Source organism: Actinomadura decatromicini, assembly GCF_008121305.1.
GTDB classification, from domain to species: Bacteria; Actinomycetota; Actinomycetes; order Streptosporangiales; family Streptosporangiaceae; genus Spirillospora; species Spirillospora syzygii.
In genome coordinates this window covers 677,411-700,125 of sequence record NZ_VSRQ01000006.1, presented here as the reverse complement: position 1 = coordinate 700,125, position 22,715 = coordinate 677,411, and the positions used below count along the sequence as shown (strand labels likewise).

Below are 22,715 nucleotides of genomic sequence, written 5' to 3'. Positions count from 1 at the left end.
GGACGCCGCCCGTCAGCGCAGCTCGCGCTTGAGGATCTTGCCCGTGGCGGTCATCGGCAGCTCCTCGCGGAACTCGACGAGCCGCGGGTACTTGTAGCTCGCGAACTGCTCCTTGCCCCACGCGACCAGCTCGTCCTCGGTCACCGAGGCGCCCGGCTTGCGGATCACGTACGCCTTGATCTCCTCGCCGTGCGTCGGGTGCGCGACGCCGACGACCGCGGCGAGCGAGACGTCCGGGTGGGTGAGCAGGACCTCCTCCAGCTCCCGCGGGTACACGTTGTAGCCGCCGCGGATGATCATGTCCTTGGAGCGGTCGATGATGTAGTAGTAGCCGTCCTCGTCGCGGCGGGCCACGTCGCCGGTGCGGAACCAGCCGTCCCTGATCGCGTCCTCGGTCGCCTCGGGACGGCCGTAGTAGCCCTTCATGATGTTGTGGCCGCGGACGGCGATCTCCCCGGGCCCCTCGCCCTCGATCTCCTTCCACTCGTCGTCGATCAGCTTCATCCGCACGCCCCACACGGGCAGGCCGATCGAGCCCGGCCGCGTCGGGCGGTCCGGCCGGTTGAACGACGCCACCGGCGACGTCTCCGAGAGCCCGTAGCCCTCCAGGATGTCGACGCCGAACTTCTCCTTGATCCCCTTCAGGACCTCCATCGGCAGCGCGGCGCCGCCCGACACCGCGACCCGCAGGTTCTCCCGGATCGCCGCCACGTCCCCGGCGGACGTCTCGTCCGTCAGCAGCCCCCAGTACATGGTCGGGACGCCCGCGAAGATGTTGACCTTCTCCTTCACCATCAGCTCGACGGCCTGCTTGGCGTCGAACCGCGCCTGCATGACGAGCGTGGCGCGGCGGTAGATGCCGACGTTCATCACGCACGTCTGCCCGAAGATGTGGAAGAGGGGCAGGGTCACCAGGGACGTGTCGTGCAGCGTCCGGTAGAAGAGCGTGTCGTCCACCATGGCGTTGGTGAGCAGGTTGTGGTGGGTCAGCTCGGCGCCCTTGGGCTGGCCGGTCGTCCCGCTGGTGTAGATGATGACGGCGGTGTCGTTCGGCTCCGTCAGCTCCGCGTCGAACGTGTTCGGCTGCCCGCCGAGCGCCGCCCAGAACAGCTCCGCGCCCTCGATCGGTGACTCGGTCGCCGCCAGGCTCGCCGGGAGCAGGAAGAGGTGCTCGCACGCGTCGGCCTGGTCGAACCCGGCCTTGCCCATCTCGCCGAGCGGCAGCTCCGGCGTCCCCTCGAAGCAGAACAGCGCCCTGGCGTCGGAGTCGGCGAGGTGGTAGGCGATCTCGCGCGGCTTCAGCAGGACGTTCAGCGGGACGACCACCGCGCCCGCCTTGAGCGCCCCGAAGTACACCATCGGGAAGTAGGGGAGGTTGGGACAGGACAGGGCCACCTTGTCGCCCGGCCCGATGCCCCGCGACCGCAGCAGGTTCGCGACCTGGTTCGCCACCCCGTCGACGAACGAGTAGGAGAGCCGTATGTCGCCGAACACGACCGCGTCCCGGTCGGGCGTCTCCCGGGCGGCGTCCTCCAGCAGCACGGACAGGTTGAGCATGACACTCCTTGGGCGGAATGGTGACCGGCCGGTTTGTTACCGGCGAGTGTATGAACCGTTCCACACATCCTGCTGCATGGGGATACGCGTGCGCCATCCCCGGACGCGGCTTTGACGTGCCGTTTCCGTCCTTGCGTGGGTTAGGAGAGCCGGGAGGACCGGACGGGACGGGCCCGGAGATGGGAGCGGGGACCGGGCGGGAGCGCGGTCCCGCCCGGTCCCCTCTGGGGTGCGGGCGACGGAGAGCGACGCTGCCCGCTGAGGAGTGGTCTGTGTGTCAGCCGAACTCGGCGTCCGAGCACTGGTAGAAGGCGTTGCCGGTGTCGGCGATGTCCCACCCGGCGAGGACCAGGCGCCTGCCGTGCTTGTGCGGCGGCGTGCCACGCCGGGCCGTGCTGGACGAGGAGCGCTTCCCGCCGGCGGGCCGCCGGCCGTCGAGCAAGCCGTCGAGCTGGCCGTCGAGCGGGGCGGAACCGCCCCTGCCCGCGGCCGGCCCGGCGGACGCCGTGGCGGCGAGGGCCAGTGTCCGCGTGTGCGGCGGACGGATTCTGGCTGGCATACGCGCTCCTCCTGGCGGGAGGTGGAAGCGACCGTGATCGGAGTCGTAGCCACGGGCGGACGGATGGACGGGGGTCGAGCCGGGTGGTCGAGCGGGATGTTCAGTTAGGAGCGAGCAAGATTTCTTATAGGAAACCTTCCTATTAGTAGAGCATGAATGATGGCCGCCCGCCCCGTCAACCCCCAGGTTTTCTGGCCGCATCCGGCCGTCCCCGCGCGGCCCCGGCCGCGCCCCGCGCGGTGTCCGAGGTCCCCGTTACGATGAGGCGCTCCACCGACAAAGGGGCGCGCTATTTTGATCATCTTCGGCTGGCGGGTGGTGTTCTTCACCCTGACCAGGGGAACCTTCCACTGTCCCGACTGCGGCGGCGACCGCGACTACCGGCGCCGGCAGGGCCGCAACTTCTTCACGCTGTTCTTCATCCCGGTCATCCCGCTGACGAAGACCGGCGGCGAGTTCATCGAGTGTGACACCTGCCGCGGCCGCTGGAACCCGGGCGTGCTCAACGTGCCGACCACCGCGCAGCTCGCGCAGATGCCCGCGATGCTCCTGCGCCTCGCCATCGCGCAGGTGCTGCGCTCCGGCGACTACACCAACGCGGCCGCGCGCGCCCGCGCGGTCGGCGTCGTCCAGCAGGCGGGCGACGCCGGCTACGACGACGCCGGGCTGACCGCCGACCTCGGGCGCCCGTTCGAGGAGGTCAGGGTCGAGATGGGGCACGCCGCCTCCGCTCTCGCGCCCGAGGCCCGCGAGAGCATCCTGCGCGCCGCCGCCGAGATCGCGCTGATCGACGGGCGGCTCAGCGTGTCCGAGGAGGAGACGCTGTCCGCCGTCGGCGCCGACCTGCAGCTGACCCGCGTCCAGGTGACCGGCGTCATCTCCATGGCCCGCCAGGAGTCCGGCCACTGAGCCCGGAGTCCAGCATCCGGGCCGGAATCCGGCATTCTGAGCACCGGCGCGAGGGCTTGCGGTTGCGCTACTCTTGCTGTATGTCCGCACGGCTGCTCCTCGAACGACCACGTTGACGCACTGACCGTCAACGTGGTGGCCCCTCCTGCGCGAGGGGCCCTTTCATGTCGGAGGACGGCCACGACCTGTGGCGGCATCCAGCGAACGAGCAAGAAACCGGAGTCGGAAGCGTGAGCAGCGACGAGCACTACGATCCACGGGCGGTTCAGGACAAGTGGCAGGCTCGCTGGGCTGCGCTCGAACCCTTCGCGGCGGACGAGAAGGACGAGACCCGCGAGCGTCGCTACGCGCTGGACATGTTCCCCTACCCCAGCGGTGACCTGCACATGGGCCACGCGGAGGCGTTCGCGATCGGCGACGTCCCCGCCCGCTACTGGCTCCAGCGCGGGTACAACGTCCTGCACCCCATCGGCTGGGACTCCTTCGGCCTGCCCGCCGAGAACGCCGCCATCAAGCGCGACTCGCACCCCGCCGAATGGACGTACGCCAACATCGACACCCAGGCGGCGTCGTTCCAGCGGTACGCGCCGTCCTTCGACTGGACGCGGCGGCTGCACACGTCCGACCCCGAGTACTACAAGTGGACGCAGTGGCTGTTCCTGCGCTTCTACGAGCGGGGCCTGGCCTACCGCAAGGGCGGCCACGTCAACTGGTGCCCGAAGGACCAGACCGTCCTGGCCAACGAGCAGGTCGTCGGCGGCCACTGCGAGCGCTGCGGCACGCTGGTCGAGAAGCGCGTGCTGACCCAGTGGTACTTCAAGATCACCGACTACGCGGACCGGCTGCTGGACGACATGGCGCAGTTGGAGGGCAAGTGGCCCGACCGCGTCCTGCTGATGCAGCGCAACTGGATCGGCCGCTCCACCGGCGCCGACGTCGACTTCGTCATCGAGGGCCGGGACGAGCCCGTCACCGTCTACACGACGCGCCCCGACACCCTGTACGGCGCGACGTTCATGGTCGTCGCCGCCGACGCCGCCCTGGCCGAGGAGGTCTGCGCCCCCGACCAGCGCGCCGCGTTCGAGGCGTACCGCGAGGAGGTGTCCCGCGAGAGCGAGATCGAGCGGCTGTCCACCGAGCGGGAGAAGACCGGCGTGTTCCTGGGCCGGTACGCGGTCAACCCGGTGAACGGGGAGCGGCTGCCGATCTGGGCGTCCGACTACGTGCTGGCCGAGTACGGGCACGGCGCGATCATGGCCGTCCCGGCGCACGACCAGCGCGACCTGGACTTCGCGCTGAAGTTCGGGCTGCCGGTCCGCGTCGTCGTCGAGACCGGGCTGGCCGACCCCGCCGAGACCGGCGTCGCGACGCCCGGCGACGGCGCGGTCGTCAACTCCGGGCCGATCGACGGGCTGACCAAGGCCGATGCCATCGCCCGCATCATCGAGATCCTGGACGAGCGGGGCACCGGGCGCGCCGCGGTGAACTTCCGGCTGCGCGACTGGCTGGTGTCGCGGCAGCGCTTCTGGGGCTGCCCGATCCCGATCGTCCACTGCGAGGCGTGCGGCGAGGTCCCCGTCCCGGACGACCAGCTGCCGGTCACGCTGCCCGAGGGGCTGCGCGGCGCCGACCTGGCGCCGAAGGGCACGTCTCCGCTGGCCGCCGCGTCCGACTGGGTGAGCGTCGAGTGCCCGAAGTGCGGCGGCGCGGCCCGCCGCGACACCGACACCATGGACACCTTCGTCGACTCGTCCTGGTACTTCTTCCGGTACTGCTCGCCGCGCTACGAGGGCGGCCCGTTCGACGTCGAGCAGGTCCGCCGGTGGATGCCGGTCGACCAGTACACGGGCGGCGTCGAGCACGCCATCCTGCACCTGCTGTACAGCCGGTTCTTCACCAAGGTCCTGTACGACATGGGCATGGTCGAGTTCACCGAGCCGTTCCGGCGGCTGCTGAACCAGGGCCAGGTGATCAACCAGGGCAAGGCGATGTCGAAGTCGCTGGGCAACGGCGTCGACCTGGGCGAGCAGATCGCCGAGTTCGGGGTGGACGTCGTCCGGCTGGCGATCCTGTTCTCCGGCCCGCCGGAGGACGACATCGACTGGGCGGACGTGTCCCCGCACGGCATGTCGAAGTTCCTGTCCCGGGTGCACCGGATCGCGTCCGAGGTGGCGTCCGCGCCGGGCGTCGACTTCGCGTCCGGCGACGTCGGGCTGCGCCGCGCCGTGGCCCGCACCGTCGACGAGGCCACGACGCAGGTCGAGAACGAGCGGTTCAACGTCGCGATCGCGCGGATCATGGAGCTGGTCGGCACGACCCGCAAGGCGATCGACTCCGGGCCGGGCGCCGCCGACCCGGCCGTCCGCGAGGCGGCCGAGGCGATCGCGGTGATGCTGTCGCTGTTCGCGCCCTACACCGCCGACGAGGTCTGGGAGCTGCTGGGACGCACCGCCCCGGTGATCCGCGCGGGCTGGCCGTCCGCCGACCCGGCGCTGCTGGTGGAGGAGTCGGTGACGTGCGTCGTCCAGGTCGCGGGCAAGGTGCGCGACCGGCTGGACGTCCCGCCCGGCATCGCTGGCGACGAGCTGGAGCGGCTGGCGCTGGCCTCCGCCCGGGTCCAGGACGCGCTGGGCGGCGCGGAGATCGCCAAGGTCGTCGTCCGGGCTCCGAAGATCGTGAACATCGTGCCGAAGCGCTGAGCGGACGCTGAGCCGCGTCACGCGGACGCGGGAACGGCCGCCGGAGGACTCTCCGGCGGCCGTTTCCGTCGTCTCGCGTGGCCGCCCCCGTGCCGGGGCGGGTGATCACATCTTGCGCAGGACCGCCACGACCCGGCCGAGCACCGTCGCCTCGTCGCCGGGGATCGGCTCGTAGGCGGAGTTCTGCGGCATCAGGAAGATGTGGCCGTCGTCGCGGCGCTTGAACGTCTTCACCGTCGCCTCGCCGTCGATCATGGCGGCCACGATGTCGCCCTGCTCGGCGACCGGCTGCTGCCGGACGACCACCCAGTCACCGTCCGCGATCGCCGCGTCGATCATCGAGTCGCCGGTGACCTTCAGCAGGAAGTGCGTGCCCTCGCCGACGAGCTGCTTGGGCAGGGTGAACACGTCCTCCACGGCCTCCTCGGCGAGGATCGGGCCACCGGCGGCGATCCGGCCGACCAGCGGCACGTACGCGGGCGCGGGCTGCGCCGAGCCCGGCTGGCCGCCCGCCGTCTCGTAGGGCTCCTCGTCGGTGCGCACCGGCGTGGCGCCGGGCACCCGCACCTCGACCGCGCGCGGCCGGTTCGGGTCGCGGCGCAGGAAGCCCTTGCGCTGCAGCGCCCGGAGCTGGTGCGACACGCTCGAGGTGCTGGTCAGCCCCACGGCCTCGCCGATCTCGCGCATGGACGGCGGGTACCCGCGACGCTGCACCGAGTCGCGGATCACCTCCAGCACCATGCGCTGCCGCTGGGTCAGCCCCGTCTCGTCCATGGGGCCGTCGGGCAGCTCCCGGACCTTGCTCATCGCTCGTCGCCTCCCGGGCGCCTCGATCCGTCACTCCTTGCAACGAACGCTATCGCGTCAGGGGCCAATGATCAAACAATTGTTCGAAGATGTGCTCGCTTTTTGTCGCGGGCTCCTGGTAGAACATCGTACAGACGTTCGATCGAAAATGCATTCGACCGCGAGGAAGGGAGAGATGCCGGATTCACCCCACGGTGACCGCTCTGGCGACCGGGTTCCGGTCCGGCTGACCCGGCGGGGGCGCGCCGTCCTGATCGGATTCGCGGCGACGGTCACGCTCGTGGGCCTCTGGCTCAACGTCGGGCAGGGCGCGTTCGCGGGCGACGGCGGGTCCGGCGCGTCCCGTCCGGCCCGGACGGTCGTCGTCGGGCCGGGCGACACGCTCTGGAGCATCGCCTCCGCCGCCGACCCGGGCGCCGACCCGCGCCGCGTCGTCCAGCGGATCATCGATCTCAACGGGCTCGGCGGCGACCCGATCGTCCTGCCAGGTCAGGAGTTGCGCCTCCCCTCCGGGTGACACGCCGGGACGAGCCGGGCGAACCGCACGGTCCGTGGTCGGCGGCGACCCGCTGTGACGACACGCCCGGAGGGAAATTCGGGACGCCCGAGATGACCTGCGCGGACGCGCCGGATGTGACGTGTGAGGCATCCGATCAGGTTGCGTACGCGTGCGCCGCGCCGTACCGTTGACCACAACATCTAGTAGTCACACCGCTGTACTTCACCCATATATGGAAGTGTTCGGCGGTGTGAAGCGTTATCGTCAGGGGAGGGATCGAGCGTGCATTGCCCGTTCTGCCGCAACCCTGACACCAAAGTGATCGACAGCCGTTCGACCGACGACGGGGGCGCCATTCGCCGCCGCCGCTCGTGCGCCGAATGCGGGCGTCGCTTCACCACGCAGGAGAACGTCCTCGTGATGGTGGCCAAGCGCAGCGGGGTCACCGAGCCGTTCTCCCGAGAAAAGATCATCGCCGGGGTGCGCAGGGCCTGCCAGGGCCGTCCGGTCGGTGAGGATGCGCTCGCGAAATTGGGGCAGCGGGTCGAAGAGGAGATCAGATCCGCCGGATCCGCGGAGATCCCCTCCCATGAGGTGGGTCTCGCGATCCTCGGTCCGCTTCGCGAACTCGACGAGGTCGCCTATCTGCGATTCGCCTCGGTCTACCGGAGCTTCGAGTCGCTGGACGACTTCGCCAAGGAGATCGAAGCATTGCGTAAGGCCGGTGCCTCGGGGGAGCCCGGCCCGTCCCGGTAGGGGCGATTCCGAAAAACAGCAGCAGAAGTGAGAGCGCCTCCGCGCGGGCATGGCCCGTGCGGCGGCGGGGTTGTTCCTGGACAGGGCCCGGCGGGTGGGCCCGAGAGGGGGAGATGGTCATGACGGAGACGGTGAGCGGCTCGGCGGCACGGCGCGGCAAAGGGAGCCGCAAGGGGCTGAAGATCGAGCGGATCTTCACCACCCCCGGCGTGCATCCTTACGACGAGCTGCGCTGGGAACGTCGTGACGTCGTCATGACCAACTGGCGCGACGGATCGGTGAACTTCGAGCAGCGCGGCGTCGAGTTCCCCGACTTCTGGTCGCTGAACGCCGTCAACATCGTCACGTCCAAGTACTTCCGCGGGGCGGTCGGCACGCCGCAGCGCGAATGGAGCCTGAAGCAGCTCGTCGACCGCGTCGTCCGCGGATATGTGGAGACGGCGCTCGCCGAGGGCTATTTCGCGTCCGACCAGGACGCCGAGATCTTCGACCACGAGCTGAAGTACGCGCTGGTCCACCAGATGTTCAGCTTCAACTCGCCGGTCTGGTTCAACGTCGGCACCAAGTCCCCGCAGCAGGTCTCGGCCTGTTTCATCCTGTCGGTCGACGACACGATGGAGTCGATCCTCGACTGGTACAAGGAAGAGGGCGTCATCTTCAAGGGCGGCTCCGGCGCCGGCCTCAACCTCTCCCGCATCCGCTCCAGCAAGGAACTGCTGTCGTCCGGCGGGACGGCGAGCGGGCCCGTGTCGTTCATGCGCGGCGCCGACGCCTCCGCCGGGACGATCAAGTCCGGCGGCGCGACCCGGCGGGCCGCGAAGATGGTCGTGCTGGACGTCGACCACCCCGACGTCGGGGAGTTCATCGAGACCAAGGCGCGCGAGGAGGACAAGATCCGCGCGCTCCGGGACGCCGGGTTCGACATGGACCTCGGCGGCAAGGACATCGGCAGCGTCCAGTACCAGAACGCCAACAACTCCGTCCGCGTGTCGGACGAGTTCATGCGGGCCGTCGAGGCGGACGGCGACTTCGCGCTGCGCGCCCGGATGACCGGCGACGTCGTCGAGACCGTCAAGGCCAAGGACCTGTTCCGGCTGATGGCGAAGGCCGCGTGGGAGTGCGCCGACCCCGGCATCCAGTACGACGACACGATCAACGACTGGCACACCAACCCCGAGACCGGGCGGATCACCGCGTCCAACCCGTGCTCGGAGTACATGAGCCTCGACAACTCGTCCTGCAACCTGGCCAGCATCAACCTGCTGAAGTTCCTCACCGACGCCGGGACGTTCGACGTCACGCGGTTCGTCAAGCTCACCGAGCTGATCATCACGGCGATGGACGTCTCCATCACCTTCGCCGACTTCCCGACCGAGAAGATCGCGGAGACGACCCGCGACTACCGGCAGCTCGGCATCGGCTACGCCAACCTGGGCGCGCTGCTGATGGCGACCGGGCACGCCTACGACTCCGAGGGCGGACGCTCCCTCGCCGCGGCGATCACGTCGCTGATGACGGGCGTCGCCTACCGCCGGTCCGCCGAGATCGCGGGCGTCGTCGGCCCGTACGCGGGCTACGCCCGCAACGCCGAGGGCCACAAGCGGGTCATGCGCAAGCACGCCGCCGCGAACGAGGGCATCCGCACGCTCGACTCGATGGACAAGGCCATCCACACCGCGGCCTCGAAGCAGTGGCAGGAGTGCCTGAAGGCCGGCGAGAAGCACGGCTACCGCAACGCGCAGGCGTCCCTGCTCGCCCCGACCGGGACGATCGGCCTGATGATGGACTGCGACACCACCGGCATCGAGCCCGACCTCGCGCTGATGAAGTTCAAGAAGCTCGTCGGCGGCGGATCCATGCAGATCGTCAACAACACTGTGCCGCGCGCGCTGGAGAAGCTCGGCTACCAGCAGGAGCAGATCGAGGCGATCGTCGAGTACATCGCCGAGCACGGCCACGTGGTGGACGCGCCCGGCCTGCGTCCCGAGCACTACGAGGTGTTCGACTGCGCGATGGGCGAGCGGGCGATCAGCCCGATGGGGCACGTCCGGATGATGGCGGCGGTGCAGCCGTTCCTGTCCGGCGCGATCTCCAAGACGGTCAACATGCCGGAGAAGGCCACCATCGAGGACATCGAGAAGGTGTACTTCGAGGGCTGGCGGCTCGGCCTGAAGGCCCTCGCGATCTACCGCGACAACTGCAAGGTCGGCCAGCCGCTGTCCGTCGCGGGCAAGAAGGAGGAGGTCAAGGAGGCTCCGGTGGAGACCCGTCCGGTGCGCCGGCGGCTGCCGAAGCAGCGTCCGGCGACCGTCACCCGCTTCTCCGTCGCGGGCGCCGAGGGCTACATGACCGCCTCGTCCTACCCGGACGACGGCGTCGGCGAGGTCTTCCTCAAGCTCGGCAAGCAGGGCTCCACGCTCGCCGGCGTGATGGACGCCTTCTCCATGGCGATCTCCATCAGCCTCCAGTACGGCGTCCCGCTGGAGACCTGGGTGGAGAAGTTCACCAACATGCGGTTCGAGCCCGCCGGGATGACCGACGACCCCGACATCCGCATGGCCACCTCGGTGATGGACTACATCTTCCGCCGCCTGGCGCTCGACCACCTGCCCTACGAGGAGCGCGCGGGCCTCGGCATCCTGACGGCGGGGGAGCGGGCCATGCAGGCCAACGGCGAGGACCCGGCCGCCCTGCACGCCGAGGACGAGGTCGACCACGAGTCCCTGGCCCAGACCGCCGAGATCACGAGGCCGGCGCCCGCGTCGCCCGCCCCGGCGGCCGAGGCCCACTCGTCCATGGAGGTCATCGAAAGCCGCCAGGGCCGCACGGCGGACGCGCCGCTCTGCCTCACCTGCGGCACCAAGATGCGCCCCGCGGGCAGCTGCTACGTCTGCGAAGGCTGCGGCTCCACCAGCGGCTGCAGCTAGGCGAAGCATGAGAAGGGGGACCGGCCGCGGGCCGGTCCCCCTTCGTCGCGTTCTGGCACTGGGGTTGGTCAGAGTTCCTCGGTGACGCCGGGGGTGCGTTGTTTGCGGGCCGCTTTGCGGGCTCCGGCCACCATGACGTCCTCTTCGGAATTGTCGGAGTCGTCAGGGGTTTCGGCGGGCTCCGGTTGCGTCTTCGTCGCGCGGCGTCGCTTCTTCGGCGGTTGTTCTGCGGGTGGGGTCTCAGTTCCGCGGAGGGAGTCGACGAAGCTCGCCGCGTCGTCCTCTTCCTCTTCCTCCGTGTCCGGGTTGTGCAGGCGGCGGGCGACGATCCAGCGGTCGACGGTGAGGCGGCCGCCGCCGCCCGCGGCGAAGAGCAGGCTCGCGAGGCCAAGGGCGAGGACGAGTTCGTAGCCGTCCTCGATCTTTCCGCCGTCTACCAGGAAGACGCCGTTCTCCGCGTGGACGAAGAGGAACGCGCCCGCCATGTCCATGAACAGCAGGACGCCGGTGATCGGCAGGCCCAGTCCGGCGATGAGCGCGGCACCGCCGAGAACCTCGACGAAGGCGGAGTAGATCGCGGCGGCGGTCGGCAGCGGCACGCCGAGGGAGTCGAACGAGCGGCCCGTCGCGGTGATGCCCGCCTCGATCTTCTGCCAGCCGTGCGCCATGAAGATGATCCCGACGCCGACCCGGGCGAGGGCTGCCACGACGTCGTAGAGCGGCCGAGTGCGCATACCGTCGGCTCCTTCGGACGGGGATGGCCGATTTGACGGAGAGTATGACGTCCTGGCTGGTATCCCGCGAGTCGCCCAGTTGAGAGGGCGTTAGCGTGGTGCGGACGCGGCGCTGCCCGCTGCCTGCGCTGAGTTCGGACGAGAGCGAGCCGCATGAAGAAGCACCAGTACGAGGTGTCGGTCACCTGGACGGGCAACACCGGTTCGGGCCGGACTTCTGAGGTTGGTTCTTCGTGAGGTTCTGGTGAGATGATCTGGTGGGTTGGTGAGATGCTGAACGCATGATGGGATCTCGCCAGCTCGAGTACTTTCGGGCCGTCGCGCGTGAGCTGCATTTCACGCGGGCGGCGGAGGCGCTGCGGATCGCGCAGCCCGCGCTGTCCCAGCAGATCCGCAAACTGGAGCGGCAGTTCGGCGTCGCGCTGTTCGAGCGGAACAACCACCGGGTGGAGCTGACCCCGGCCGGGGCGGCGCTTCTGGAGCACGCCGAACGCATCCTGGCCGACATGGCCGCGGTCGAAGACGAGATGCGCGGGTGGACCGAAGGCACTCGCGGGCGGATCCGTCTCGGGGGCGCGCGCGGGTTGACGGCTCGGCTGGCGCGCCTGTTGGCGGAGTTCGCCCGCCAGTACCCGGCGATCGTCGTGGAACTGCTGGAGATGAACACCGAGGAGATGGTCGCGGGCCTGTACGGTGGACGGCTCGACGCCGCGACCGTCGTACGTCTTCCTCCGCAAGAAGAGGGACGACGGCTCGAATCCCTACCGCTCGGTGAAGAGCCTCTCGTGCTTGTTACGGCGCCCTCTGGGCCGCTTGCGGGAAGGTACCGGGTTCCTGTCGCGTCCTTGGACGGGGTCGACCTGGTGTGCTACCCGCAGGGATCGGTCATACGGGAGATCGTCCTGTCGGCCCTGGCGGACGCCGGCGCTACGCCGCACATCCGTTTCGAGACGCGCGAGTACAGCACGGCCAGGGCCATGGTCTCCGTCGGGCTCGCGGCGGCCGTCATGCCGCGCTCGGTGGCGGAGGAGCCGGGGCAGCCGGTCGGCGTCGTCCGGCTCGACCCGGAGCCGACCTGGGCGCCGTCGCTGGCCTGGCCCGCCGGACGCCGTCCCGGCCCCGCGCTGGCCGCGTTCATCGACTTCATGGCGCGGCACCCCGGCCTCGCTTCATAAGCTCTGCATATCACCAGTAGGTTAATCATGTCTTGGACGTCTGACCTTGTCGCGCCGATGATTGACGTGTCCGCGGAGCGCGGGAAATTCTGAAATGGAGCACGCCATGAAGCGCGGTAGGCACGAATTCCAAGGTCTGATGGGCGGCGATCCCGAGGAGGCACTCGCCGAAGTGTTGCGGACCTCCCCGCAGATGTTCGAGACGGTTGTGGACGGGGCGTTCGGCGGCCCGCTGTCCCGTCCGGAGTTGAGCCGTCGTGCGCGCGAGCTGGTGACGGTCGCCGTCATCGCCGCGGGCGGCGGAGCCGACCAGCGTCTGGCCAGTCATGTGCGGGGAGCGTTGCGGCAGGGTGTCGCTCCGTCCGAGTTGCTGGCGCTTTGCGAACACCTCTCGGTCTATGCGGGTTTCCCGCGCGCGCTTGACGCACTCGCCGTAGTGAACGACGTCCTTGCGCAGCAAGGGATACCGGTCCCTCCGCGGCTGCATCGGGTCGCGCTCGCTGACCACGAGACGGTGGTCGCCCAGCGAGGAGACCACGGACCCGCAGTGATTCTGTCCCATTCCTTGGGTGTGGACTGGCGCATGTGGGAGCCGGTCATGGACCGTCTGGCCAACGGCCGCCGCGTCTTCGCGTACGACTTCCGCGGCCATGGCGCGGCAAGGGGGATGTCCCGTCCGTTCACCATGGACGACCTCGCGGCAGACATGCTCGGTGTCATGGACGCTTTCAGCGTCGACCGTGCGCACGTCGTGGGATTGTCCATGGGCGGGGGCATCGCGCAGACCGTCGCCGTCAACGCCCCAGAGCGGGTGGCGTCGCTGGCCTTGCTCGCCACGACCGACCACCCGTTCGATGCGTTCGAGGGCCGCGCGCGCTCTGGCGAGGTGGACGGGATGGAGGCGCAGATCGTCCCGACACTGACGCGGTGGTTCACGCCCGCCGCTCTCGCCACGAACCCTTGGGGTGTGCGGTACGCGCGTGAGCACATTCGCCGTTTCGACCCGTCCGACTGGGCCGCCGCCTGGCGCGCCTTCAAGAGAGTGGACGTTCAGGGACGGCTCGCCAGGGCGAAGTTCCCCGTCCTGGTACTCGCGGGTGAGCACGACGCCTCGACCACACCGGAGATCATGTCGGGCATAGCGGAGCGCATTCCCGGCTCGACTTACCGGGAGCTTCCCGGGACGCCGCACATGCAGACGCTCGAACAACCCGAACTGGTCGCAGAGGCGCTGGACGAGTTCCTCCCCGCCGACCGGTAGGCGCCTGGGCTCTTACCGTGTGCGCCCCCGCGCTTTCAGGGGAGTGGCGGGCATCGCGGGCGCGGGAATGGGCGGACCGTCGTAGCCGCGCACCTCGCCGAAGCGGTCACCGGTGGTCCAGTCCTCGCGCGCCCGCGCGATCTCCTCGCCCGTCCTGGCGACGAAGTTCCACCACATGACGAGCTTCTCCTCGAACGGTTCCCCGCCCAGAAGGACGAGGCCGCTGTCGCCGTCGGCCCGCAAGGGGAGTTCGCGTCGTCCGGACCCGAGGTAGAGCATGGAACCGGGCTCCACGCGCATCCCATCGACCTCGGTTGAGCCCGACATGGTGAGCACGGCGTACTCGAAGTCTGGCTCGACCGGTAGGCGCACGTCGGCTCCGTCGTCCAAGGCGAGGTCCGCACCCACGATCGGCGTGAATGCCGTGCCGGGCGAGGAAGCGCCGTCGAGGTCACCCAGAATGACCGTCGCGTTGAAGCCTGGACCGTCCACGACGGGAAGGTCACCATGATGCTCGAACGCGGGGTCGGTGTGCCGGTGCCCATCGGGCAGCGCCACCCACAATTGGGCCCCGTGCAGGATCGACGGGTGGTCGCGTGGCGATTCCTCCGAATGCGCGATGGCGCGTCCCGCCGTCATGAGCCCGAGCTCCTTCGGGCGGACGGTCTGCAAGCTGCCGAGACTGTCGCGGTGCAAAACCTCGCCGTCGTGCAGCCAGCTCACCGTCTGCAGCCCGATGTGCGGGTGAGGCGGCACCTGCATGCCAGGCTCGTCCGCGATGTCGTCGGGTCCGTAGTGGTCGACGAAGCACCAGGCGCCGACCATGCGCCGTCCCAGGCTGGGCAGAAGCCTGCGGACGACCGTGCTCTCGCCCAACGGCACCCGGCGCGGAGGCAGGAGTTCATGCACGGGACCGCCCGGCACGTCGTCCCGTCCACCGCATTGGACCGGCTTCGGTCGTACATCGAGATTGCTCACCAGCGTCGCCTCCCCCAACTCGACCCCGGAATCAAGGCTAGGACGGTGGGGTTTGAATCTACGTGATGCACGGTGAGTACAAGGTTCCCGGGGGCAAGCTCGTCGTCGCAGACGTCGATGTCGTAGATGGCCTTCTGCGCAACCCCAGGATCAGCGGCGATTTCTTCCTCGAACCAGACGAGGCCCTAGAGCGGATAGACCGCATCCTGGACGGCCTCCCGGCCGGCCTGGACGCGAAGGCGATCGGCGCCCGCGTGGAGGCGGGTCTGCCACGCGACACGGTCATGCTGGGAATCACCGCCGAGGCCGTGGGGATCGCCGTCCGGCGGGCCGTCACGCGCGCCTCGGACTGGCGGGACCACGACTGGCGCCTGATCCACGAGCCGCCGCAGGAGCCCGCCCTCCACATGGCGCTGGACCAGGTCCTCGCGGAGGAGGTGGGCGCGGGACGCCGCCCGCCGACGCTGCGGGTGTGGGAGTGGGCTTCCCCCGCTGTCGTCATAGGCAGCTTCCAATCCCTCCGGAACGAGGTGGACGCGGAGGCGGCCGAACGCCACGGGGTGAATGTGGTGCGCCGCATCAGCGGCGGTGGCGCGATGTTCATCGAGCCTGGCAACACCATCACGTACTCGCTGTACGCGCCGGAAACGCTTGTGGCCGGGATGTCGTTCGCGGAGAGCTACGCCTTCCTGGACGACTGGGTCCTGGGCGCGCTCGGCGAACTCGGCATCAGAGCCTGGTACCAGCCGTTGAACGACATCACGTCCGACCAAGGCAAGATCGCCGGGGCGGCTCAGAAGCGGCTCGCCGCCGGAGCGGTACTGCACCACGTCACCATGGCGTACGACATCGACGCAGAGAAGATGCTCCAGGTGCTCCGGATCGGCAGGGAGAAGATCTCCGACAAGGGCATCGCGAGCGCCGTCAAACGGGTCGACCCACTGCGCCGCCAGACGGGACTCGCCCGCGAGGACATCATCGACCGCATGATTCAGCACTTCCGGACCAGGTACGGCCTGGCCGAAGGACACGTGACCGAGGACGAACTCCGTCTCGCGCACAAATACGTGGGCGACAAGTTCGGCACCCCGGAGTGGACCGCGCGCGTGCCCTGACGCTGGAACGCACGCACAGGCCGGGCGCGCGGAGGCGGGCGGAACTCATGGTCGTTTCCGTGCGTCCTCTCCTCATGCAGGTCGCGGGGCCGAGCGGCCACCCCGTAGGTTGGGCAGATCGGCCGATGATGAGGAGCGTTCATGTCGATGCAGAAGGGCGCCAACACCGCGGTGCCGGTTCCCTCCGTCCGGGTCGAACTCGGCTGGCAGAGCGGGCCGGGCGTGCCCGACGCGGACGCGTCGGCTCTCCTGCTGGCGGACACGGGACGGGTGCGTTCGGACGACGACTTCGTCTTCTACAACCAGCCCGCCCACAAGTCGGGTGCCGTCCGGCATGAGGGCAAGCAGCAGGGACCGACCGTCCTGGACGTCCTCGCCGTCGACCTGGACCGCGTCGAGCCCGGCATCGACAAGATCGTCATCGCGGCGTCCTCGGACGGCGGGACGTTCGGCCGGTTCCAGGGGCTGTACGTGCGGGTCGTCGACGCGGCCGCCGGAACGGAGGTCGCCCGGTTCGACAGCCAGGGCGCCACCACCGAGACCGCGTTCGTGCTGGGCGAGCTGTACCGGCGGCAGGGCGGCTGGAAGTTCCGCGCCGTCGGCCAGGGCTACGACTCGGGCCTCGGCGGCCTGGCCACCGACTTCGGGATCTCGGTCGACGACCCGGGCCGGGCGGCCCCTCCGCCGCCCCCGCCCGCCCCTCAGCAGCCCCAGACGCCGCCCCCGCCGCCCGGCGGGCAGTACGCCCCGCCCCCGCCTCCGCCCGGCGGCCAGTACGCGCCTCCGCCGCCCCCGCCGGGCGGCGGGTACGCGCCGCCGCCCCTGCCCGGGCAGTACGCCCCGCCGCCTCCGCCGCCGGGCCAGTACGCCCCGCCGCCCTCCGGCGGGCAGTACACGCCGCCTCCGCCGCCCGGCCAGTACGCACCGCCTCCGCCAGGGCAGTACGCGCCTCCGCCTCCTCCGCAACAGCAGCAGCCGCAGCAGCAGGGCGGGGCCGTGTCGCTGACGAAGAACGCCCCGTCGGTGTCGCTCACCAAGCACGGCGCGACGTCCGGCCACATGCGCGTCAACCTGAACTGGACCGCGCGTGAGGGCGCCGCCAAGGGACTCCTCGGCAAGCGCCGCCGCGGAGTGGACCTCGACCTCGACCTCTGCTGCCTCTGGGAACTGCAGGACGGACGCAAGGGCATCATCCACGCGCTCGGTGACATGGGCGCGCTCGACCGTCCGCCTTACATCAAGCTCGACAAGGACGACCGCACCGGAGCGATCGAGGCAGGGGAGAACCTCCACATCAACCTCGACCACACCCGCGACTTCAAGCGGATCCTGGTGTTCGCCGAGATCTACGAGGGCGCCGACGACTTCCGCGGCCTGGGCGCGGTCGCCACGCTGTTCCCGGTGGGCGCACCGCCCATCGACATGCGCATGGACGACTGCGTCGACGCGTCCCGCGACGCCGTCCTCGCGCTCATCGAGAACGTCAACGGCGAACTGGTCGTCCGCCGGGAGGGCCGGTTCGTCCTCCCGCCGCCCGGACGCCCGCGCTGGGGGAAGATGACGGTCGACCAGGCGTACAACTGGAATCTGGAGTGGGTCGCGTCCCGCGGTAAGGACTGACCCTCGGGTTCGCGCATGTGCTAGGCAGGGCCCGGAACATTGGCTGTTCCTGCCGATTGTCCCGGGCCCGGCGCCGACGGTAGGAACGTCGCATGACTACTCAGCGGCAGTATCCCGTCGTCCCCGCACCCCGTTTCGACGTTCCGGCCACGGAGGCCGCGGAGCGCGCGCGGGCGTTCGCCGACACGATGACGCTGCGCCGCACCGTGCGAGACTTCTCGCCGCACCCGGTGCCGCAGGACGTCATCGACCATGCGATCCGTGCCGCCGCGACCGCTCCGAGTGGGGCCAACCTCCAGCCATGGCGTTTCGTGGTCGTCACCGACCCCGAGCGCAAGCGGTTGCTCAGGGAGGCCGCGGAGCGGGAGGAGCGCGAGTTCTATGAGCGGCGCGCCTCGGAGGAGTGGCTTGAGGCGTTGGCCCCTCTGGGCACCGACTGGCGCAAGCCGTTCCTGGAGGACGCCCCCGCGGTCATCATCGTTTTCGAGGTGCACAAGGGGCCGGAGACACCGCGCCCCTACTACGTGAAGGAGTCGGTGGGCATCGCGGTCGGTTTCCTGTTGGCCGGGCTCCACCAGGCCGGTCTGGCGACCCTCACGCACACCCCGAGCCCCATGAAGTTCCTGAACGAGGTGTGCGAGCGTCCGCAGGAGGAACGCGCCTACGTCGTGATCCCGGTCGGCTACCCGGCCGACGACGCGATGGTCCCCGACATCACCCGCAAGCCGGTGGACGAGGTCATCGTCCGCCTCTGACCGTGGCGGGGACGCCTCAGGCGGCCTTCACGGCGTCGGCCAGCTTCTTGTCGCGCGCCACCCGCACCAGGGCGGCGCTCAGCCGCGCGAGGTCCTTGTCGGGCACCTGGGACGCGAGCCGGTCGGCGTCGGACGGGAGGCCGATCCGCTCCGCGCCCTTCTTCACCTGGCCGTCCACGTAAGGGCGCAGCCAGGGCCAGATGGCCTGGGCCTCGCGGCAGAAGATGTCCACTCCGGTGGGCCCGATGCCGGGGAACTCCTGGAGCAGTTCGGCCGCCTTCTCGGGATCGCGCCCAGCCTTGGCGGCGAGCCGTCTGAGGTCGCCCTTGTACTTGTCCTGGACGAGGTCGGCGACGTCGCCCAGCCGGGACGCGGTGCTCTCGTCGTATCGGACGTAGTGGCCGCGTCCCAGGGCGTCGACCCGCTCCTGCCAGGTCAGCTTTTCCATGCCGCGTGGCGTGCCGCCCCCGGCGTCGAACAGTTCGCGTGCCGCCGCCATGGCGATGTCCGACGAGATGCGGGCACTGAGCAGGTTGGCCAGGACGAGCAGTTTGAACAACGCGGCCGGCTGGTCCTTCAGCGTGATGCCCGCCTCTGCGGCGAACGTCTGGCCTGACTCGTTCAGCAGCTTCTTCACAACGGCGTCCATGGCGTCCACCTCCCGTTGAGGCCGCACTTACCCGAGGCGGCGGAGATGACTCATGCGCCGACGCCGGGCCCGGTCACAGGAGGCTGAGCTGCCCTTCGCCTGCGAGCGGGTCGCGGTGCTTCTTCAGGTGCTTCCAGCGCGGAAGGTCGTCCAGGTAGGACCACGACATCCGGTGATGCGGCGTTGGCCCGAACTCCTCAAGCGCCTTCTGATGGACGGGCGACGGATATCCCGCGCTGTCCGCGAACCCGTATCCGGGGAATTCGCCGTCGAGCGCTGCCATGAGCCCGTCGCGGTGAACCTTCGCCAAGACGGAGGCGGCGGCGACGCTGACCGAACGCTGGTCGGCCTTGACCTCGCAGCGCACCCGCCAGGGGCGGCTCAGGAAATCGTGCTTTCCGTCCAGGATGACGATGTCCGGAGTGACGGGCAGCGCCTCCAACGCGCGAACGGCCGCGCGGCGCAGCGCCTCCGTCATTCCCATCGCGTCGATCTCCTCGGGACTGGACGCGCCGATGGCGTAACCGGAAAGCCATCCGGACAGGACTTCGGCGAACGACTCACGATGGGTTTCGGTGAGCAGTTTCGAGTCGGTCAAGCCGATGGTCTTCTTCCCACGTCCCTGGAGGACCGGTGGCGGCGTCAGGTCGGTGACCGCCGCGCACGCCACGACGGGGCCTGCCCAGGCGCCGCGTCCGACTTCGTCCACCCCGGCGATGCGGACCTCACGGCCCGCTGGTGACATGGCCCGGAGTTCGTCCTCGATCTCATAGCCCGCTACGCGCGACACCGTGTTGGCCGTATCGGCGGGGCCGGGAGCTAGTCCGGGCAGGGCACGGGTGGGGTCGGTCAAGGGATCTCCTCGGGAACCGTTCAGGGGACGCGCCTCGGGGACGCGCCCCAAATCGTAAGGTCCCCGGGGCCGTGCGCGCCGAAGGCGGGGCGGGGACGTGACGAATTCGGCCGGAGTCGGCTGCGAGTCCTGAACGGGCACTTCTGGACAGTCCAAATGTCCTGGTCTCGGAACCGGCGTTTCCCCGTACCGCAGCAGTTCGGCGGGCGTGACACCAACGAACCGGGCGCGGGGAGTCCCGTTCCGGGCGGTCCTGCGCTTTACTCGCTTCTGATGGCTTTGTTCGGCAGGTCCCGCTCCCGCCCGGCGAAGGACGCCGCGGCACGGGATCTTTTCGAGCGCCTTCGTTGGCGCTATTTCCAGATCACCCCGGGCGTCCGTTTCCTGGCCGGGGTGCTGCTCGTCGCGCTCGCGCTGACGGGCGCGATCCTGCTCGACGGCCCGATCCTCGCTACGGCGGCGTTCGCGGTGGTCCTGCTCGTCGTCGTCCACCTGACGCTGCGCTCGCCCACGGGAATGGCACTCATCACCGTGGTCGTCGCCTGGCTCGCGTTGTCGATCCCGCTGGGCGGGCTCTACTCGGGCGAGGACCACCCGCCGTATCTGCGCGCCGATCTGCTCCTTGCCTTGCTCGCCCTACCGGTGGCGTTCATCGCGTTCCGGTTGCGGGGGTACACGCCATGGCGCACCGCACTCGTCGCGCTGGGCGCGGCAGGGGCGGCCACGGCCGCACTGGCGCATCCGCTGCCGCAGACGAGCGCGGCACCGGCCTGGGCGGCGGCCCTCGCCGTCCTCGTCTACCGATGGGACCGGGCGCGCCGCACGGTGCCCGCGGAGGCGTACGAGACCGGCTGGGTGCAGGAACAGGCCGGACCCAAGGGAGACACGAGCGTGGGGCCGCGTAAGCACTCGTCAGGCAACGACAAACGGGATCGGCCTGAGAAGACCGACCGGCCAGCGCGCTCCGGCAGGCCCGACCGGCGGAACTCCGACGAGGACGACGCAGGCGTCGCCGCGGCCGTGCCCGCCGGCCATGGGCAGCGCGCCGCCGCGCAGGCGGCCGAGGCCGCCGCCGCTCCGGAGCGCACCGCGCCCGGGGAGACCCGCAAAGAGAACACTCCGGAGATCTCCGTGGCGGAGGCGCTCGCCGAACTGGAGGCGATGATCGGGCTCGAACCGGTCAAGCGCCAAGTCCGCTCGATCGCCGCGTCCATCGAGGCGGCCCATATGCGAGCCGCCGCCGGGGTGCCCACGGAGAAGCCGATGCGGCACTTCGTGTTCGTGGGGCCGTCCGGCACGGGCAAGACCACCGTGGCACGTGTTCTCGCCAAAATCTTCTACGCCTTCGGGCTGCTGCCTGAACCGACGTTGGTCGAGGCCCACCGCGCGGATCTCGTCGGTGAGTTCCTTGGGGCCACGGCCCTGAAGACCAACCGGCTCGTCGACTCCGCTCTGGGCGGGGTGCTGTTCATCGACGAGGCGTACAGCCTCGCCAACTCCGCCGAAGGGCAGCCCGACCGGTTCGGTGACGAGGCCGTGCAGACCTTGCTCAAGCGTGCCGAGGACGACCGCGACAACCTCGTCATCATCCTGGCGGGATACGACGCGCAGATGGCCGAGTTCCTCGACTCCAACCCCGGCCTGGCGTCGCGGTTCGGGACGCGCGTGCATTTCCCGTCGTACCGTCCGTCCGAACTGCTGCAGATCGCCGACTACCACACCGGCCTCCGGGAGGACCGGCTCGACGCGGAGGCCCGGCAGAGGCTCGCCGAGCGCTTCGAGGAGGTCGAACGGCGCGGCATCGTCGACGAGTTGGGCAACGGACGGTTCGTCCGGTCGCTGACGGAGGCGGCGGCGCGCGCGCGGGACGTGCGGGTGGTCGACGCCGTGTCCGGCGGGCCCGCGCGGCCCAGCGCCGACGACCTGGTCACCCTGCGCGCCGCGGACGTCGAGGCCGCGTTCGCCGAGGTCACCGAGCGGTACCGGGGCTACGCCGAGACGCCGACGCTGGACGAGGCGCTCGGCTCGCTCGCCGCGATGATCGGGCTCGAACCGGTGAAACGGCAGGTCAGGGAGATCGCCGCGCAGCTCCAGGTGGCCCGGATGCGGCAGGAGCAGGGCCTTGTGACCCGCCCGCCGACCCGGCACTTCGTGTTCACCGGACCGCCCGGCACCGGGAAGACGACCGTCGCTCGTGTGCTCGGACGCATCTTCGCCGCGTCGGGGCTGCTCGCCCGCCCGGAGGTGGTCGAGGCACAGCGCGCCGACCTCGTCGGCGAGCATCTAGGTGCGACGGCTCTCAAGACGAACAAAATCATCGACTCCGCCCTCGGCGGTGTCCTTTTCGTGGACGAGGCGTATTCGCTGAGCAATCCGGGCTACTCCGGTGGGGACGCTTTCGGCGCCGAAGCGGTGCAGACCCTCCTCAAGCGCGCCGAGGACGACCGCGACCGGCTCGTCGTCGTCCTCGCCGGTTACGAGGACGACATGAACCGGTTCCTGTCGTCCAACCCTGGGCTCGCGTCACGGTTCGACGTCCGCGTCGACTTCCCTTCCTACGGGCCTGACGAACTGCTCCGTATCGCCCAGCTCATCGCCGAAGAGGGCGGCGACCACTGGGAAGAGCGTGCCTTGGACGACCTCGCCCTGGTGTTCCAGCGCGTCTGCGGTGCCGGACGTATCGACGAGTTGGGCAATGGACGCTTCGCCCGCTCCCTGTACGAGAAGGCGTGTGCGTGCAGGGCGCTGCGTGCTGCCGGTCTGGGCGACGCCGCCACGGCCGATGACCTGACCGTCCTCACCGCCGAGGACGTCCGTGACGCCTTCGCCGACCTCGCCCATCGCCTGGCGTGACCCGCGGCG

The 22,715-nt window shown here is 69.9% G+C and carries 18 protein-coding genes; 11 read left to right on the top strand and 7 right to left on the bottom strand.

Features of this window, described 5'->3' with window-relative positions; genetic code table 11:
• Positions 1-12: 12 nt before the first annotated feature.
• Positions 13-1,557 carry a long-chain-fatty-acid--CoA ligase gene (locus FXF68_RS29455; RefSeq protein WP_148764787.1) on the bottom strand — a complete coding sequence of 515 codons (1,545 nt, stop codon included), beginning with the start codon at positions 1,555-1,557 and terminating at the stop codon, positions 13-15.
• Positions 1,558-1,834: 277 nt separating this feature from the next.
• The gene (locus FXF68_RS29450) at positions 1,835-2,116 is read right to left on the bottom strand and encodes a lytic polysaccharide monooxygenase (protein ID WP_148764785.1); all 282 of its coding nucleotides are present in this window, start codon (positions 2,114-2,116) and stop codon (positions 1,835-1,837) included.
• A gap of 294 nt (positions 2,117-2,410) precedes the next feature.
• On the opposite strand from FXF68_RS29450, the gene FXF68_RS29445 reads away from it, so the two are divergent.
• Positions 2,411-3,025: a zinc ribbon domain-containing protein gene (locus FXF68_RS29445; RefSeq protein ID WP_148764783.1), complete on the top strand. Its 615-nt coding sequence runs from the start codon at positions 2,411-2,413 to the stop codon at positions 3,023-3,025.
• A 230-nt stretch (positions 3,026-3,255) separates the two neighbouring features.
• Positions 3,256-5,724 carry a leucine--tRNA ligase gene (leuS, locus tag FXF68_RS29440; RefSeq protein ID WP_246179001.1) on the top strand — a complete coding sequence of 823 codons (2,469 nt, stop codon included), beginning with the start codon at positions 3,256-3,258 and terminating at the stop codon, positions 5,722-5,724.
• Positions 5,725-5,829: 105 nt separating this feature from the next.
• Here the strand turns inward: leuS and lexA are convergent, their stop codons facing one another.
• Positions 5,830-6,531 (bottom strand): transcriptional repressor LexA, encoded by a 702-nt coding sequence (gene lexA, locus FXF68_RS29435; RefSeq protein ID WP_148764779.1) that lies wholly within the window; start codon positions 6,529-6,531, stop codon positions 5,830-5,832.
• 175 nt (positions 6,532-6,706) lie between these two features.
• On the opposite strand from lexA, the gene FXF68_RS29430 reads away from it, so the two are divergent.
• The 3 genes from FXF68_RS29430 (at position 6,707) to FXF68_RS29420 (ending at position 10,713) form a co-directional block, all read left to right on the top strand.
• Positions 6,707-7,048: a LysM peptidoglycan-binding domain-containing protein gene (locus tag FXF68_RS29430; RefSeq protein WP_148764777.1), complete on the top strand. Its 342-nt coding sequence runs from the start codon at positions 6,707-6,709 to the stop codon at positions 7,046-7,048.
• 264 nt (positions 7,049-7,312) lie between these two features.
• Positions 7,313-7,786 carry a transcriptional regulator NrdR gene (gene nrdR, locus FXF68_RS29425; protein ID WP_067897671.1) on the top strand — a complete coding sequence of 158 codons (474 nt, stop codon included), beginning with the start codon at positions 7,313-7,315 and terminating at the stop codon, positions 7,784-7,786.
• A 119-nt stretch (positions 7,787-7,905) separates the two neighbouring features.
• Positions 7,906-10,713 carry a vitamin B12-dependent ribonucleotide reductase gene (locus tag FXF68_RS29420; protein WP_148764775.1) on the top strand — a complete coding sequence of 936 codons (2,808 nt, stop codon included), beginning with the start codon at positions 7,906-7,908 and terminating at the stop codon, positions 10,711-10,713.
• Positions 10,714-10,781: 68 nt separating this feature from the next.
• Here FXF68_RS29420 and FXF68_RS29415 read toward each other — a convergent pair whose 3' ends face one another.
• The gene (locus FXF68_RS29415; RefSeq protein WP_148764773.1) at positions 10,782-11,447 is read right to left on the bottom strand and encodes a DoxX family protein; all 666 of its coding nucleotides are present in this window, start codon (positions 11,445-11,447) and stop codon (positions 10,782-10,784) included.
• A gap of 281 nt (positions 11,448-11,728) precedes the next feature.
• Here FXF68_RS29415 and FXF68_RS29410 point away from each other — a divergent pair, with 281 nt between their 5' ends.
• The gene (locus tag FXF68_RS29410) at positions 11,729-12,622 is read left to right on the top strand and encodes a LysR family transcriptional regulator (protein ID WP_148764771.1); all 894 of its coding nucleotides are present in this window, start codon (positions 11,729-11,731) and stop codon (positions 12,620-12,622) included.
• 94 nt (positions 12,623-12,716) lie between these two features.
• Positions 12,717-13,883, top strand: a complete 1,167-nt coding sequence (locus tag FXF68_RS29405; protein WP_148764769.1) for an alpha/beta hydrolase — start codon at positions 12,717-12,719, stop codon at positions 13,881-13,883.
• Between the two features lie 12 nt (positions 13,884-13,895).
• Here the strand turns inward: FXF68_RS29405 and FXF68_RS29400 are convergent, their stop codons facing one another.
• Positions 13,896-14,861 carry a pirin family protein gene (locus FXF68_RS29400; protein WP_148764767.1) on the bottom strand — a complete coding sequence of 322 codons (966 nt, stop codon included), beginning with the start codon at positions 14,859-14,861 and terminating at the stop codon, positions 13,896-13,898.
• 65 nt (positions 14,862-14,926) lie between these two features.
• On the opposite strand from FXF68_RS29400, the gene lplAB reads away from it, so the two are divergent.
• The 3 genes from lplAB (at position 14,927) to FXF68_RS29385 (ending at position 18,351) form a co-directional block, all read left to right on the top strand.
• Complete coding sequence (lplAB, locus tag FXF68_RS29395) at positions 14,927-15,976, top strand: lipoate-protein ligase LplAB (protein WP_148764764.1); 1,050 nt, start codon at positions 14,927-14,929, stop codon at positions 15,974-15,976.
• A gap of 141 nt (positions 15,977-16,117) precedes the next feature.
• Positions 16,118-17,596: a TerD family protein gene (locus tag FXF68_RS29390; protein WP_148764762.1), complete on the top strand. Its 1,479-nt coding sequence runs from the start codon at positions 16,118-16,120 to the stop codon at positions 17,594-17,596.
• 92 nt (positions 17,597-17,688) lie between these two features.
• A complete protein-coding gene (locus FXF68_RS29385; RefSeq protein WP_148764760.1) occupies positions 17,689-18,351 on the top strand; it encodes a nitroreductase family protein in 663 nt (220 codons plus the stop codon).
• A gap of 16 nt (positions 18,352-18,367) precedes the next feature.
• Here FXF68_RS29385 and FXF68_RS29380 read toward each other — a convergent pair whose 3' ends face one another.
• Positions 18,368-19,000, bottom strand: a complete 633-nt coding sequence (locus tag FXF68_RS29380) for an HhH-GDP family DNA glycosylase (RefSeq protein ID WP_148764758.1) — start codon at positions 18,998-19,000, stop codon at positions 18,368-18,370.
• Positions 19,001-19,073: 73 nt separating this feature from the next.
• The gene (locus tag FXF68_RS29375; protein ID WP_148764948.1) at positions 19,074-19,745 is read right to left on the bottom strand and encodes a ribonuclease HII; all 672 of its coding nucleotides are present in this window, start codon (positions 19,743-19,745) and stop codon (positions 19,074-19,076) included.
• Between the two features lie 381 nt (positions 19,746-20,126).
• Between FXF68_RS29375 and FXF68_RS29370 the strand changes: the two genes are divergently transcribed.
• Positions 20,127-22,706 (top strand): AAA family ATPase, encoded by a 2,580-nt coding sequence (locus FXF68_RS29370; protein ID WP_148764756.1) that lies wholly within the window; start codon positions 20,127-20,129, stop codon positions 22,704-22,706.
• Positions 22,707-22,715: the final 9 nt, after the last annotated feature.